Source organism: Spiroplasma endosymbiont of Stenodema calcarata (assembly GCF_964031205.1).
Lineage (GTDB): Bacteria > Bacillota_I > Bacilli_A > Mycoplasmatales > Mycoplasmataceae > Spiroplasma.
Genome location: NZ_OZ035018.1, coordinates 951,662 through 966,341 on the forward strand (window position 1 = coordinate 951,662; position 14,680 = coordinate 966,341).

Consider the following 14,680-nt stretch of genomic DNA (forward strand, 5'->3'; position numbering starts at 1 on the left):
TAAAAAAATAATTTTATTTTAGATGGCGTTTCACTGTCACATTAATAACGGGCAATGAACGATACATAATTTGTGCTTGCTCAAACATTCGCTTGGCTGCTTTGTTATCATCAGTCCCGAGATATTTATCATCATCATAAATAATTTCTTTAATTCCCGCTTGAATAATAATTTTGGCACATTCGGCACAAGGAAATAGTGTAGTATAAATTCGACAATTTTCTAAATTTGTCCGAGCACTTAAAATCGCGTTTAATTCAGCATGCGCAACATACGGATATTTTGTTTCTAATAAGTCACCATCCCGTGCTCAAGGAAAATCATCATCATTTAATCCCCGCGGTAAACCATTATAACCCGTGGCAATAATTTGACCAAGTTGATTAACAACACAACTGCCAACTTGGGTATGGGGATCCTTACTTCGCATCGCACAGACATGGGCCACACTTAAGAAAAAATCATCTCATGATAAATAATCTGAGCGTTTTTTGTCTGTTAACGATGTCATAAATAACTCATTTCAAATAGAGTCATTCCTACCTGTACTGTTTGATTATTATTTACCAAAAAATTTGGCCAATTATCTTTTGGATAAAAGTAATACTTACTCAACATATTTTCAATACTGCCCCGGTCCATTAAACCAGCGCGTCAATAACTCATTAAGGCATCAATAACAGGGCCATTATATGGCGGAACATAACGTGTTCATGATAAAGTAACTCCAATTACAACAATCATTGTAATAACAACCAACATAGGATATAACATTGTCCAATTTACGCGGTGAGAACGATTAAACTCTAAGCCGTAACCAATTGCACTACCGGCAAAAAAACCAACAAAATTAATTAAATAATATGAATATCCTAAAAATAAGGGCATGATTAATAATCATACAATAACAACTAATGTTCTTTGCGAAGCAATAATAGCCCCTAAATCATCTTTGCCATAATTATAACTAAATAAACTACCTCATAAAATTGCTAATAAAATTGTTGAGCCCCCAAAAATTCAATTTGGTAATATTGCCGCTAAAAATAAACCGGCTAATGGTACCCCAACAACTAAGATAATACCTAATCGTCATCGGCCAAGCAAAGCTTCGGCATATCGTGCAACACTAAAAATCATAAATAAGTTTAAAACAACTAATAAAGGGTTACTAGAAAATAGAATATAAGTTCATAAACGTCATCATTGATTACTTCAAATTAATAAATCCCGCGTGATTCCCCCATAGACTAATGCTGTCGCACTGGCATTTAATCCTTGTGTATTAAAAATTTGAGCCCCAAAAAAGATTCCGACAATTGGAATGATTAATAATAAGGCAATTAATACTCAAGTAACACCTAAATTGTTGACATTTAGCTTATCACTTAATTGTTTTAAGTTTTTTGTTAATTTACTGTTTGGGTCTTTAATATCATCTAAGATTTCCTCTGGTGACATCCCATTCATTGAATTACCATCAGTATTATTGTCTTTTAACATTGTAATTTTTGGATAATAATTGCTTAACCGATCAAGATAATTATGCTTATCAACAAATAAAATAACATCACCATTTTCTTCTTTATAAACTTGCGAACGATTTTCAATTAAAATAATTGACAAAATAGAAAGTTTTACACGTTGAAATTTTTTATTTAAAAAAGTTTTTAATTCTTCTACAACTTCATCAACACTAACATAATCTTTAAATTCCCCACTAAAATCATCAATAATTTTAATTACTTGAAATTCTTTACTATCAACTTTATATAAATAAACATTATTATTATCCCGAGGTTTATTTTTATAAACATTGTATTTTTCCTGTTTAAGAAAATAATCTACCAGTGATAACTTATCTTTATCAAAACTCATTGTTTCCTATCCTTTCGCACGTAATATTTTTAATTTATTCTCAAATTCCAATGGTAATTCAGCTGATACCGTGATTGGAACTTTTGTTATTGGATGTATAAAAGTTAACTGATATGCATGTAAATATTGCCCAAATGACTCTTTTTTATCAGCAGCGGTACCATATAATGGATCACCGAGAATGGGATGATTAATATACTTTAAATGGGCTCTAATTTGATGCGTGCGACCAGTTTCTAACTCACACTCTATATAAGTATAATCATTAAAACGTTCAATTACAACAATATTAGTGACTGCTTTTTTAGAATTTTTTGCTGTTACAACCATCTTTTTACGATCCTGTAAATCGCGACCAATTGGCGCATCAATCTTTGCTCGTTTCTCGGTAATATTACCATGGACAAGAGCCAAATAGCGGCGCTGTAATTGTTTCGTTTGAATTTGTTGTTGTAATTGGTGATGAACCGCATCATTTTTAGCAATTATTAATGCTCCCGTTGTTTGCCGATCAATCCGATGGACAATCCCTGGCCGTAATTCACCACTAACTGTCGACCAATCATTGCTCCGGGCAATTAGAGCATTAACTAAGGTATCTGTCAGATGTCCTGGTGCCGGATGAACGACTAAATTATTTGGTTTATCAAGGACCAATACAACATCATCCTCATATAATATTGTTAAGGGCATTGCCATTGGTGTTAAGTTTGTTGGGGCTGGCGGGGCTAACATTACAACAATCTCACTGCCTTCGTGAACATGATAATGTGGTGACACAACTTGATTGTTAATGTGAACTTTCTCAGCAGTTATTAATTCTTGAATTTTCGTTCGCGATAATGGTACCGCTGTTGTTGCAAAATAAGCCACTAAGATTTTATCAATCCGACCAGTTTGCGATGCAATAAAAGTGATTTTATTCATGGTGCATATTACTTTCTTCCCGATTGCTACGTCTACGATCACGATAAAAGTACCCAATTTCAATAATAATCGCAAGAACTAAAACGATAATTCCCGACGTTACTCACGTATCAGATAAATTAAAAATACTATAAGGGGGGAATCATACTCATGCTAAAAAATCAACAACACCACCTTGGTTTCAAGTCCGGTCAATTAAATTGCCAATACCGCCACAAGTAATCATAATCAAACCAATTGCTGCTGTTTTCCGATTCATATATAAAAAAACAATAAATGCTAAGCATGTAATTAACACCGCACCAATAATTGTTCCAACTAAATTATCGGCATTCGCTCCAAAAGCAATTCCTTTGTTAATTGCAAATTGAAAATTAATAAAAGCAGCAAGAAAGGTAACAGGTGGCGCATACTCATCATGTGATAATAAATGAAAAGCCAATTGTTTTGTAATAATATCTAAGATTAATAAACCAATAAAAATTGGTAAACAAACTTGCAGTTTAAATTTTCAAATATAATTGCGCTTTTTGAAATGTTCACGAACATCATATCAAAATTGCTTTGTACGTTCTTTCATTTTTCCGATAGCTCCTTTTTTCATTTGGTATTATTATCGCACATTTTTTGCTAATAAAACATTAAAACAACGATCACAAATTTCATTATTTTCGTCATTTAAGACATCATAAATCATTCAACAACGTTGGCATTTAAAGCCAACTTTCTCCTGCGCAGCTAAATAACTTGTTTCATATTCAGTTAAATTAGTATGATCAGTTGTAAAGATAATTTCACTAACAATAAAGATTTGATGCAAATCAGCAATTGTTGCTAATTTGGCATACGGTGGTTTTAAGGCAATTGTTAATTGACACGCTAACGATTTCTTAATTGCTTTTTGATCACGTTGAGATTCTAATTCCTTATTAACATCATCACGTAATTTTAACACTTGTTCTCACTTTGCAACTAACTCTAAATTAATTGGCACATTAAAAACAAAGTTTTCCTCTAAATGCACCGAACTTGTTTGGTGCGGATATGTAATAAATTTGTGACTTTCCTCAATCGTATGGGGAATAATTGGTTTTAAAATGTCACTTAAAATTCGATATAAATAATATAATGTTGTTTGAACAGCACGCCGGCGGGGGTTTTGGGCTGCTTCAATATATAAAATATCTTTTGTAAAATCTAAGTAAAACTTTGATAATGTTGTTGTTACAAAATTATTAATTAACATATAGACATTGCTAAAATTAAATTCTTCATAACTTTGATTAACTTTTTGTTGGAATTCCTGGGCTAAATGTAATACATATCAGTCAACTTCCGCTAAATCTTCACGAAGATCAGTTGTTGGATTAAAATCAGTTAAATTTGCTAAGAGAAAACGTAAAGTATTACGAATTTTACGGTACGCTTCGACAATTTGTTTTAAAATATCTGGTCCAATTTTAACATCATCACGATAATCAACTGCGGCAACTCACATTCGTAAAATGTCCGCCCCATATTCCGTCGTAATTGCTAATGGCGAAATAACATTTCCTAAGGACTTACTCATTTTTCGCCCCTTTTCATCATTCGCAAAACCATGTGATAAAACAATTTGATACGGAGCATGACCAGTTGCCACAACGGAAGTAATTAAGGATGAATTAAATCACCCTCGGAATTGATCAATTCCTTCTAAATAAACAGCAACAGGATGTGATAACTGGTGCGTTTTGGTAACAGCCAAATTACTAACTCCACTATCAAACCAAACATCCATAATATCTTGTTCTTTTCGTCAGTGACGATTTTGATAAGCTGGTGGTAATAATTCATCAGCTGTTCATTCAAACCAAATATCAGTTGTTTTTGCCGTTTGAAATAATTTAATAACATGATCAATTAACTCTGAACTAAATTGCGGAACATTATTTTCATCATAAAAGGCAATAATTGGTACGCCCCATAAGCGTTGGCGCGAAATACACCAATCATAACGATTTTCAATCATTGTTTCCATTCGTTTCGCCGCTCATTGTGGATTCCATTGTGCTTTTTTAATTTCCGTCAACAAGGTTGGTTTAATTTTTTCAATTGAAACAAACCATTGTGCTGTTGCTCGATAAATAACTGGTTTTTTTGTTCGCCAATCAATTGGATGCTTATGCTTAATAAATTTTAATTTTAATAACGCGTCATTTTGGGCTAATCGTTCACCAATCATTTTATTGGCATTTTCATAAAAAACATTCGTTAACTGCTCATCACCAACTTCACTCGTGTATTTTCCTTCATCATCTAATGGAGCAAAAATCGGAACATTATTAGCCCGCCCAAGATAATAATCATCTTCTCCAAACCCAGGGGCTGTATGGACAATTCCAGTTCCAGCTTCGGTTGTAACATGGGACCCAACGACAACAATGCTATCCCGATCATATAATGGATGTTTCGCCCTAATTCCAACTAAATTATGCCCTGTTACTTCCTGTAAAATTTTCACATCTTCTCATCCAATAACAGTTTGTAATTGTTCTAATAATGCTTTGGCAACTAAGTACTTTACCCCCTCGACAAGGATTTCAACATAAACAATATCAGGTCCGACGGCTAATAATTGGTTCATCGGAATTGTTCATGGTGTTGTTGTTCAAATAACAATCTTTGTTCCCGGAGCAATTATCTTATTTCCTGTTGCCACGGTAAAAGTAACATAAATTGAGGGCGCTGATAATTCGGCATATTCAATTTCTGCTTCAGCTAATGCCGATTCACTTGATGGTGACCAATAAATTGGTTTTAACTGACGATAAATTAATTCTTTTTGAACCATTGTTTGAAACAAACGTAACTGTTCTAATTCATATTCTAAATCTAATGTTACATAGCGGTTTCTAAAATCAGTAAATAAACCCAAACGACTAAATTGAACAATTTGTTTATCAATTTGTTCTAAGGCATATTTTCGACAAATTTGACGAAATGTAACAGGCGGGGTTGTTTTTCGATCAATGCCACTTTTAACAACGGCTGTTTCAATTGGCAAACCATGCGTATCTCAACCACAAATTCACGGACTATAGTCCCCTTTTTGGTTGTGATAACGAACAATGAAGTCTTTTAAAATCTTATTTAAAGCATGGCCAACATGCAAATCGCCATTTGCATAAGGGGGGCCATCATGTAAAATAAACGGTTGTTGTTTTTTGTTATGTTGATAACGCGTAACAACAACATTAGTGCGTAATCATTCTAATTGAATCTGCGGTTCTTTTTCTGTTAAGTTTGCTTTCATTTCAAATAACGTATTTGGTATTAATAAGGTATCTTTGTAATTCATCAAAATCATTCCTTTCTGTCATAAAAAAAGTAAGACTATAAGAGCGCTCATAGAGCACGGTACCATCTTACTTTATAAATATTTTTCCAATATTTACCTTTGTTTACAATTCTTATTTAACTGTAAAAACAAGTGATAATTATTTGACTTTTATAATTAGCTCTCATCATCCTAATCTTGCTGCGATAAAAGGACCAAATAATTGTGGTTTGTTTTCTTACAAATAAATCTTACACTATTTATTTAATTTTGTTAATAATTTCTTTCTTAATCATTTCCGTAATTCGTTCGCCATCATTAATTGAAAAAGCATAAATTCGTTTATTACGTTCTAAAAAGACATCAATTACTTTCAAAACATTTTGGGGATTATGCCGCTGTTGGTCAATTTCTTCTAAGAGCAGCGCGATTTCTTCTTTAAAAGCATACGAAAAATCAACCGCTTTCATAATAATCCGTCCCGCATTATGACTTGCAACTTCAAAAGCTTCACGTGATTTTTCAATGTTATAACGTGAAATATGTTCTAAATGTTGGAGTTCTTGCAAACGTTGGAGTAATTGATGATTATCATATGTTAACTTTTCAATAATATCATTTTGTTCACGAATAACTGTTCGTAAGTCTCTGTCTTGTTCTGCCATAATTTCCCCTACTTTTTATGCAAATTTTGCAAATGTAATTCGATAATGCTGATTTTTGCTAAGGATAATTTCATCAATTTTAAAACGCCCATACCGCTTTATTGATATTATAATATCACAAGCAACTTGAAAAGTCTTATTATTTACCACTGAAAAATTAACATAAACATTGTCTTGTTCAACATATTCTTGTCCTTTTTGCCGCGAAAAATGACAAATGGCACTAACAACAGCATCTAAGCGCAAACTTTTTACAATTTTAGTAAAAATAGAAAATTGATAATTAATCACAATCGGTTTTGGTGTTTCTTGTCACATTATGACTTGATTCTGAATTTGTATTGGGGCTGTTGTAAAAACAGGCCTGATTTTTGTTAAAACACTTAAATAAATAATCGTTGGTGTAACATATAAATCTCCAATAACATTTAAACTAATTTTTAATTGATTTAAAATAAAACCTAATAAAACATGATGTTGCAACATCCCAGGCGTTGGCTGTGGTGCTGCTAACACAACGGTATTATCTTTTGTGCTATTAAAACTGACTGTTTTACGAAAACCGTTAACAAACGGTTCATGAATTAGATAATCCGTAACCTTTGCCTGCCGTAAAATGGCCGTTAAAATTGCTAACTGGCGTAAATCAAGAAAATCTGTGTTAACAATTTTCCCTTGATGTGCTTGTTCACATCAACCTTTACTTTTATTAATTAAATCATAATCTTGTTGATAATGTTGCAATAATTGATTTTTACTAAGCATTCTTTTCAATTCTAAATTGATAAGTTTTATGTTCTAACTTTTGTATATCACCATCAAATGCATACATTACCCCTGACATAAAATCTAACAATCGAATCCGTTCTTCTTTTGACAATTTTTCTAAATGGACTACTAATTGCTTTTTAGTTAACAATAAATCCGCCATTTTAGGGGCATCATGATAACTATCCGCAACAAAACCAGTGCTGATCGTTGCTGCAATTGCTTCAGGAACAACGGTTTGCGCTGGTTTTGGCGCATCAAAAGTAACTTTTTGGAAAGGAACCGTTGGTGCTTTTGGGTTAGTGCCTGCATTATGTTCAGTTTTTACAATTGGTTCAACAGCAGGATCATTAAAATCAATATGGGGTTGCGAATCGTAAATACTTTTGGTTTTTTTCTTAAAAATACTCATTATTATCAACTACGACGTACAAATGGTGGCAAATCATCATCGTCATCATCATTATCAACTGCTGGATTATTTTCACTAACCCGCTCTTTCCAAGCATTAATTCGACGATTTGCATTTGCTGTCTCACGACCAGCATTTTCTTTTAAAGTATTAAAATAACTTGGGCGTTTCAGGACGACTTCTTGCTCCTCATCATCTTTTTGTTCATTTGGTTGGGTCCCTGATTTTAAACTTGGTTCGGGATTTTCTTCAATTGTTGGTCGATAACTATTATTATTTGGGCTTAAGAAATTTTCCTCTTCATCAAATCCTGTCGCAATAACCGTTACAATCATTTCATCGTCTAAGTGTTCGTTAACAGCCGTCCCAAAAATAATGTTAACTTCGCCACCAATTGCTTGTTTAACAATATCAACCGCATCATTCGCATCATTTAGTGTTAACGTATTTCCACCAGTAACATTAATAATTGCATCTTTTGCCCCACGAATTGAAGCTTCAAGTAATGGTGAAATAATGGCCTTATTAGCAGCTTCAATTGCCTTATCTTTTCCGGAACCAATTCCAATCCCAAATAAAGCATTCCCCTTACTTTTCATTACCGTTTTAATATCAGCAAAGTCTAAATTAATTAGGGATGGCACCGCAATTAAATCAGTAATTGTTTGTACTCCCTGACGTAAAATATTATCCGCTTCTTTGAAAGAATCTTTTAATGGCACACCACCAATCACTTCTAACAAGCGATCGTTTGAAATAATAATTAATGAATCAACATGTTTGCGTAATTCTTCCGTACCTTGAATTGCGTAACTGTTACGAGCACGACCTTCAAAAGAAAATGGTGTTGTAATAATACCAACTGTTAATGCCCCTTGTTCTTTGGCAATCTTAGCAATAATTGGAGCGGCCCCAGTTCCGGTTCCACCACCCATTCCAGCGGCAACAAAAACCATATCAGCCCCTTTTAAGGCGTCTTTGATTTCTTCCGTTGATTCAATTGCTGCTTGGCGACCAACATCAGGGTTAGCACCAGCACCAAGTCCTTTTGATGTTTCTTTTCCTAATACAATCTTATTTTTTGATTTTGAAACACTAATAATTTGTGCATCTGTATTTGCAACAATAAATTCGACCCCTTGCACGCCAGCTTCAATCATCCGATTAACGGCATTATTTCCAGCTCCACCAATTCCAATGACCTTTATTGACGCAACTTGTTCATAATTATCAAAATTGTCCATAATCTTAATTCCTCCATTTTTTTATATCTATATTGTACTATTTATTTAATATTTTGGTAATATTTTTGATGATATTGTTGTGAACCATTTAAATGTTGATTATTAAAGTTCCCTGCTCCTTGTGATGTGTCACTAGGGGCAGGTACTCATGTCTCACTGTTTGGGGGAAGCATGCGTCCTTTTTTATCAAGACTATTATTTAAATAGCGAATATAACGATGATCAACTGATTGAACATTTGTGGCACTAACTTTATTTGCCAAATGTTGATAATAAATATTTCCTAATAAGCCAATACATCATGGTTCTTTTGCCCCTAATGTTGGCGAAGTATAAACCGAAATATTACGGTTTTTGTTTAATGCTAATAAGATTTCTTTAAACCCACTAATTCGTAAAATTTCACCAACAATAACCATTGGATAGTTATAGCGCCCTAAACTATTTGCTAATTTCTCCTGCAAAGTTTCCATTTCTTCACTTAAAACATGGTTAACAATTCGTCTTAACTCATAATGGGTAAAGTTTAATTGTTTTTGATTTTGATGATCATATTTACTATAGATAATTAAATTATCTTTACTATTATTATTTAAATTTATGATTTTATATAAATATTTTAGTGCTTGCTTATTATCACAATTTAGAAGATGACGTAACCGGCTAATAATTTTTTTAACTCCACCCGGAATAATAACTTGGTCACATAAAGTTTCTCGAACAAAGATGTAAACTTTAATATTGTCATAATCTCAATCAATAATAGTAATCCCGTTCTGTAAATCAACTGGCGAAGCAAGATTTCATGCAAGACTAAACCCTTCTGGAAGGATACCCATAATTTCTATTTTGGCATATTTTAAAGTAGCAAAAATACTTTGAATAATTTGTTTTTTTGTTACATAAACAATTGCCTTAATACTTACTTTATGCGCCGCCTGCCCTATTGGTGGCGCTGATAATGCTTTTTCCTCATTTAGGATGTAACGATATGGTCTAATAAAAAAAGCTGTTTCATCATCTAATAACGGTACTTCTTTTGCTAATGTAATTAATGAATCAATATCATTTTTCGTAATTAGCCGATCATGTGTTAAATTTAAAATTTTAGTTGAAGTTTTAATTGTCATGTTATTAGCTGGAATACTAATTGCCACCCGTTCAATTATAATTCCTAATTGGCGATTAGCATCTTTAATTAAACTTGTTAATTCTTTTGCCACATATTTTTCATCAAAAATAACACCATTATCACAAAAATGATGTTCAAAGTGTCTTTTATAAAGTACTTTAATCTGTGACTCGCTATAAACACCAACCATAAAATTAAAACTATAATTTTTAATCTCTAGCACAGCATAAACTTCTTTTAACTTATAGTCCATTTCGTTCACCTCCTTTTAGCATTTTTTAATTCAAATATTATTTCACCCGTTCTAATATTCGAAGTTTTGCACTTGTACTACGCGGATTAACAGTTTGTTCATCCAATGCTGGTACAATTGCCCTCTTATTAATAATGCGATAATTACTTTCAAAATGTGATACCGTTGGTAATAATTGATTAATTTCATAGTTTGGATCTTGTGTTAATGTTTGAAAATATTTTTTAACAATGCGGTCTTCTAACGAATGAAATGAAATAACAACTAGGCGGCCGTTGATGGCAAGCATTTTAACAGCTTGTTGCAACGACTCTTGCAAAACAAATAATTCTTGGTTTACTTCAATCCGTAATGCTTGAAAAATACGTTTTGCTGGATGCTTTGCCTTTTTTAAGATTTTTTGTGGCAAGCTCTTTTTAATGATTGTTACTAATTGTAATGTCGTTTCAATTGTTTGTTCAGCACGTGCTGTCACAATATTTTTTGCAATAACTTTAGCAAATGGTTCTTCACCATACTCTTGAAAAATTTTTGCTAAAGCCGCCATTGAATAAGTATTAACAACCACTTGGGCTGTTAACGATTGTTGTTGGTTCATTCGCATATCTAACATACTATCATAGCGATAACTAAAACCACGTTTATCATCATCTAATTGTGGTGATGAAACACCAAGGTCATATAAGAACCCATTAACGACTTTAATTTGCCGCAACTGTAATTCAGCTGCTAAATTAACAAAGTTATTTTTAATAATTTCATAATTTTGATACTTACTTTGTTGTAATACTTGCTGTGAAGCGATGATTGCCTCGTTATCTTGTTCAAAACAATATAATTTTCCCGTCGATAGATGGTTTAAAATCTCTAAACTATGACCAGCACGCCCTAAGGTACAATCAACATAAATTCCATTGGCAATGATATTCAATCCAGCAATTGCTTCATGTAATAAAACAGTTTGATGTTTAAATTTCATATTCTAAATTTTTTCCTCAAAATTCTTAGCGGCTTCTTCCATTCCTGGGGCTTGATCAATATAATTATCTCAAGCTTGTGGATCTCATAATTCAAGGTGATCATTATTTCCAATAATAACAACATCTTTACTAATATTTGCTTTATTTTGCAAAATAGACGAAATTTTAATTCGTCCAGCATTATCGAAAGTAGTTTCATCAGACATTGACATAATTTTCCGCGTCAGTGCCCGTCCTTCGGGCGTGGCTTGTCCAGTTGAAGCAACTTTGTCTGTTCACTTCAACCATTCTGCTTCATTACGAACATCAATACAACCATCAAAACCGAGAGATATAAAGACTTTTTCATCTTTAAATTGCTCTCGCATTTTAGAAGGAATCGTTAATCTTCCTTTGTCATCTAAAGTATGGTTGTAAGTTCCTAATAATGCCATTTTATCCCATTCTCCCCCACTTTCCTACATATTATATGATAGACTTTCCCACTTTGCAACACTTTTATTAATTTTTTTATAAATAATGTTTTTGTTGCCCCAAAAAAATTAGCAAATTTAAATCCTATTTTTTGTCCTGTTTTTACTTTTTGATTCTTTTTTTTAAAAAAAAAAAATTTTATTTTTCTGAAAGCACAATTTTACCAACATAACACAAAAAAAGAATCTTCTTAAAAGATCCCCTTAATTAAAAACTTATTAAATTAATCAACTCTAACAACTTCTTTATTTTTATAATATCCACATTCACGACAAACTCGATGTGGTTTAATTGTTGCACCGCAATTTTTACATGCTACTAAAGTTGCCCCAACCAATTTAAAATGGGTACGACGTTTCCTTTTAGCCTGCTTGGATGTTTTACGAAATGGTACAGCCATTATTTCTCCTCCTTTGTTGTTTTAACCAATTTTTCATGCAATTGTTCTCATCGTGAATCCGCTTGTGTGTCCTGATATGCTGCAAATTCTTCTTCTGTAAAAACTTGCCAAGTTGAATCACCACTAATTATTTTATCACTATTTTTTGATAAATTAATAGGAATATTCATAATTATTTCATCTCACGCATATTTTATTATATCAAATTTTTTTTCATTTAAATAATTAATATCCTTTAATTTTGTCGAAAACTCTTGATGAAATAAAAAAATCATCAATATGACAATTTGAAAAATAATTTTGTTTAAGATCATGATTTTGCTTTAAATTTTTTAAACGTTAAAATATAATACCGTTGATTGTTGTTTTGGTGTTAAACCTTTATGTTGGTATTTTCATTTTCATAGATTTAAATAATTTTGAATATTAGTGAAACCCAAACCATGATAATGAATTAAGGCTTCTTTAAGACTCGATTGTAATTTACTAATCTTATTTAACTTTCGATAACTAGTATCAGGATTTGTACTAGTTTTGGTAGAATATAGAGTAGAATTTGTTTGTTTTGCTACTAATAAATATAATGGTTGCATGTCAGAAATAATTATTGATTTTTCTTTAATTAATTGCTTATTCATATTTTCAATAATTCATTGTTTTTGTAATCGTTTGGTATTGGTGGATTGAACAAAAATATTATTATTGCTATCAACTACCATTTGAATACAGCATTTGGTATTAGTTGAAAATGGATCAAGATGAGTTTTTCGTTTATCAAATTTATCTTTAAAATTACCTTTATGGATTTCTTTAATAAAAGTTTCATCAATTTGGATTTGACCATTTAATTTTTTAAATTTTAATTGAGTATTTTCTAATTGTTTTGATTGCATTAATTTTTGACGATTATATCAAGCAGTTTTTGGTGTTGTTTTAATAAAACGGGAAATTATTTTACTAGATTGTCCTAATAATGAAATTTGAATTAATAAATTTCACTGTTCATAATTTAAATGACTTCAATAAGTAAAATGATGACGAAAAGCATCAAAACTAGCACGACATTTTTTACATAAATATTTTTGTTTTCCTTCGGGATTATGACCATTTTTAACACAATGATAAGATTTACAATCAGGACATATAATGCCTTTATCTCTAAATTTTTGATCAATTTCATTTAAACGTTTTTGTTTTTTGATTACTTCTGCTTCTTTTTTTATTTTTTCAGCAAATTCTAAAAATTGATCATCTGTAAAACTGTTTTTTAATTCTGTAATTATTTTTTCCATCAATTATTTACCTCTATATATTAAAAATATACCTAAAATTAGATATATTCTATAAATATCAAGAGTTTTCGACAAAATTAAAGTTAATATCACTTTTTTTAAAAAATTTAAAACTATACTCATCGTTTCATTCTAAATTAATTGCAACCTCAAAATGCTCTAAAGTTCGCGCATCTTCAACGATAATTTTGCCTTTAATTGTTGCCACAATGTTAACAATATTAAGATTTGAATGATACTGCAATTTCCCTTCTATTCTAACATTTTTAAGGGCCCTAATATTTGGTGAATAACTTAGTAAGTTATCATTAATAATTAGTTCCATTTCAATTGGAATTATTGGCTGTTTAATCAAATCTGCTTCTGTATAAATCATTATTTTCCCCCACTATTCCTTATTTTATCAGATTTTTTTACGCAATTAATTTGGGGAATAAAAAATTTTTTAAAAATTATTGTTATAATATAAGTATACATTTATTTTCTAAGCATAAATGTGTAAAAAGGAAGATCAAAAATGAAGATTATAATATATGACAAAGAAAATCAATTAACTGATTTACAAATTCAATTAATTGAAAAGTTAAATAACGACATTCAAAGTGTCTTAGAATTAACTATCAATGAATTAGCTGATAGCCTTTTTATTAATACTTCCACTTTAAGCCGGTTAATTAAAAAATTGGGTTTTGAAAATTATAGTAAATTTAAGGTCTGAGTTGCTGGAAAATATAATAACATTAAAGAATTTGATATTTAAGAAGATGATACAACACTGCATAATGTTATTAATAATATTTACAAGTTACATACTTATGCCCTAGATGAAACTTATCGAAATTTAAAAATAAATCAATTAGAGCAAATCATTGATAGTATTCACCATAGTAACCGAATTGTCATCTGAGGAATTAGTCGCCATGGATTATTTTGTGA

17 protein-coding genes are annotated in these 14,680 nt (G+C 31.4%); 1 reads left to right on the plus strand and 16 read right to left on the minus strand.

All coding sequences use genetic code 4. The features are described 5' to 3' along the window. Positions 1-13: 13 nt before the first annotated feature. From ACQH24_RS05110 to ACQH24_RS05185, 16 genes are all read right to left on the minus strand, one after another. The gene (locus ACQH24_RS05110; protein ID WP_425379551.1) at positions 14-511 is read right to left on the minus strand and encodes a deoxycytidylate deaminase; all 498 of its coding nucleotides are present in this window, start codon (positions 509-511) and stop codon (positions 14-16) included. Then, a complete protein-coding gene (locus ACQH24_RS05115) occupies positions 499-1,878 on the minus strand; it encodes a rhomboid family intramembrane serine protease (protein ID WP_425379552.1) in 1,380 nt (459 codons plus the stop codon). The genes ACQH24_RS05110 and ACQH24_RS05115 overlap by 13 nt, the downstream gene beginning before the upstream one ends. A gap of 6 nt (positions 1,879-1,884) precedes the next feature. Next, entirely contained in the window at positions 1,885-2,805 is a 921-nt protein-coding gene (locus tag ACQH24_RS05120) for an RluA family pseudouridine synthase (RefSeq protein WP_425379553.1), read from the minus strand. Further along, entirely contained in the window at positions 2,798-3,385 is a 588-nt protein-coding gene (gene lspA / locus ACQH24_RS05125; RefSeq protein WP_425379554.1) for a signal peptidase II, read from the minus strand. The genes ACQH24_RS05120 and lspA overlap by 8 nt, the downstream gene beginning before the upstream one ends. Positions 3,386-3,418: 33 nt before the next feature. After that, positions 3,419-6,145: an isoleucine--tRNA ligase gene (ileS, locus tag ACQH24_RS05130; RefSeq protein WP_425379555.1), complete on the minus strand. Its 2,727-nt coding sequence runs from the start codon at positions 6,143-6,145 to the stop codon at positions 3,419-3,421. Between the two features lie 239 nt (positions 6,146-6,384). Continuing rightward, positions 6,385-6,789, minus strand: a complete 405-nt coding sequence (locus ACQH24_RS05135) for a hypothetical protein (RefSeq protein ID WP_425379556.1) — start codon at positions 6,787-6,789, stop codon at positions 6,385-6,387. A gap of 15 nt (positions 6,790-6,804) precedes the next feature. Then, the gene (locus ACQH24_RS05140) at positions 6,805-7,554 is read right to left on the minus strand and encodes a hypothetical protein (protein ID WP_425379557.1); all 750 of its coding nucleotides are present in this window, start codon (positions 7,552-7,554) and stop codon (positions 6,805-6,807) included. Further along, entirely contained in the window at positions 7,547-7,969 is a 423-nt protein-coding gene (locus ACQH24_RS05145; RefSeq protein ID WP_425379558.1) for a cell division protein SepF, read from the minus strand. The genes ACQH24_RS05140 and ACQH24_RS05145 overlap by 8 nt, the downstream gene beginning before the upstream one ends. A gap of 2 nt (positions 7,970-7,971) precedes the next feature. Next, complete coding sequence (gene ftsZ / locus ACQH24_RS05150) at positions 7,972-9,213, minus strand: cell division protein FtsZ (RefSeq protein WP_425379559.1); 1,242 nt, start codon at positions 9,211-9,213, stop codon at positions 7,972-7,974. A 41-nt stretch (positions 9,214-9,254) separates the two neighbouring features. After that, positions 9,255-10,598: a cell division protein FtsA gene (locus tag ACQH24_RS05155; protein WP_425379560.1), complete on the minus strand. Its 1,344-nt coding sequence runs from the start codon at positions 10,596-10,598 to the stop codon at positions 9,255-9,257. Positions 10,599-10,635: 37 nt separating this feature from the next. Continuing rightward, a complete protein-coding gene (rsmH, locus tag ACQH24_RS05160; protein WP_425379561.1) occupies positions 10,636-11,577 on the minus strand; it encodes a 16S rRNA (cytosine(1402)-N(4))-methyltransferase RsmH in 942 nt (313 codons plus the stop codon). A gap of 3 nt (positions 11,578-11,580) precedes the next feature. Continuing rightward, on the minus strand, positions 11,581-12,012 hold the full coding sequence (gene mraZ, locus ACQH24_RS05165; protein WP_425379562.1) for a division/cell wall cluster transcriptional repressor MraZ: 432 nt from the start codon (positions 12,010-12,012) through the stop codon (positions 11,581-11,583). 263 nt (positions 12,013-12,275) lie between these two features. After that, complete coding sequence (gene rpmF / locus ACQH24_RS05170; RefSeq protein ID WP_425379563.1) at positions 12,276-12,452, minus strand: 50S ribosomal protein L32; 177 nt, start codon at positions 12,450-12,452, stop codon at positions 12,276-12,278. Next, the gene (locus tag ACQH24_RS05175; RefSeq protein WP_425379564.1) at positions 12,452-12,727 is read right to left on the minus strand and encodes a hypothetical protein; all 276 of its coding nucleotides are present in this window, start codon (positions 12,725-12,727) and stop codon (positions 12,452-12,454) included. Before ACQH24_RS05175 ends, rpmF begins: the two co-directional genes overlap by 1 nt. A 57-nt stretch (positions 12,728-12,784) precedes the next feature. Then, on the minus strand, positions 12,785-13,744 hold the full coding sequence (locus ACQH24_RS05180) for a transposase (RefSeq protein WP_425379371.1): 960 nt from the start codon (positions 13,742-13,744) through the stop codon (positions 12,785-12,787). Between the two features lie 49 nt (positions 13,745-13,793). Beyond that, complete coding sequence (locus ACQH24_RS05185) at positions 13,794-14,120, minus strand: hypothetical protein (protein ID WP_425379565.1); 327 nt, start codon at positions 14,118-14,120, stop codon at positions 13,794-13,796. A 141-nt stretch (positions 14,121-14,261) separates the two neighbouring features. Here ACQH24_RS05185 and ACQH24_RS05190 point away from each other — a divergent pair, with 141 nt between their 5' ends. Beyond that, positions 14,262-14,504, plus strand: coding sequence for a hypothetical protein (locus tag ACQH24_RS05190; RefSeq protein WP_425379566.1), 243 nt, complete (start codon positions 14,262-14,264; stop codon positions 14,502-14,504). Positions 14,505-14,680: the final 176 nt, after the last annotated feature.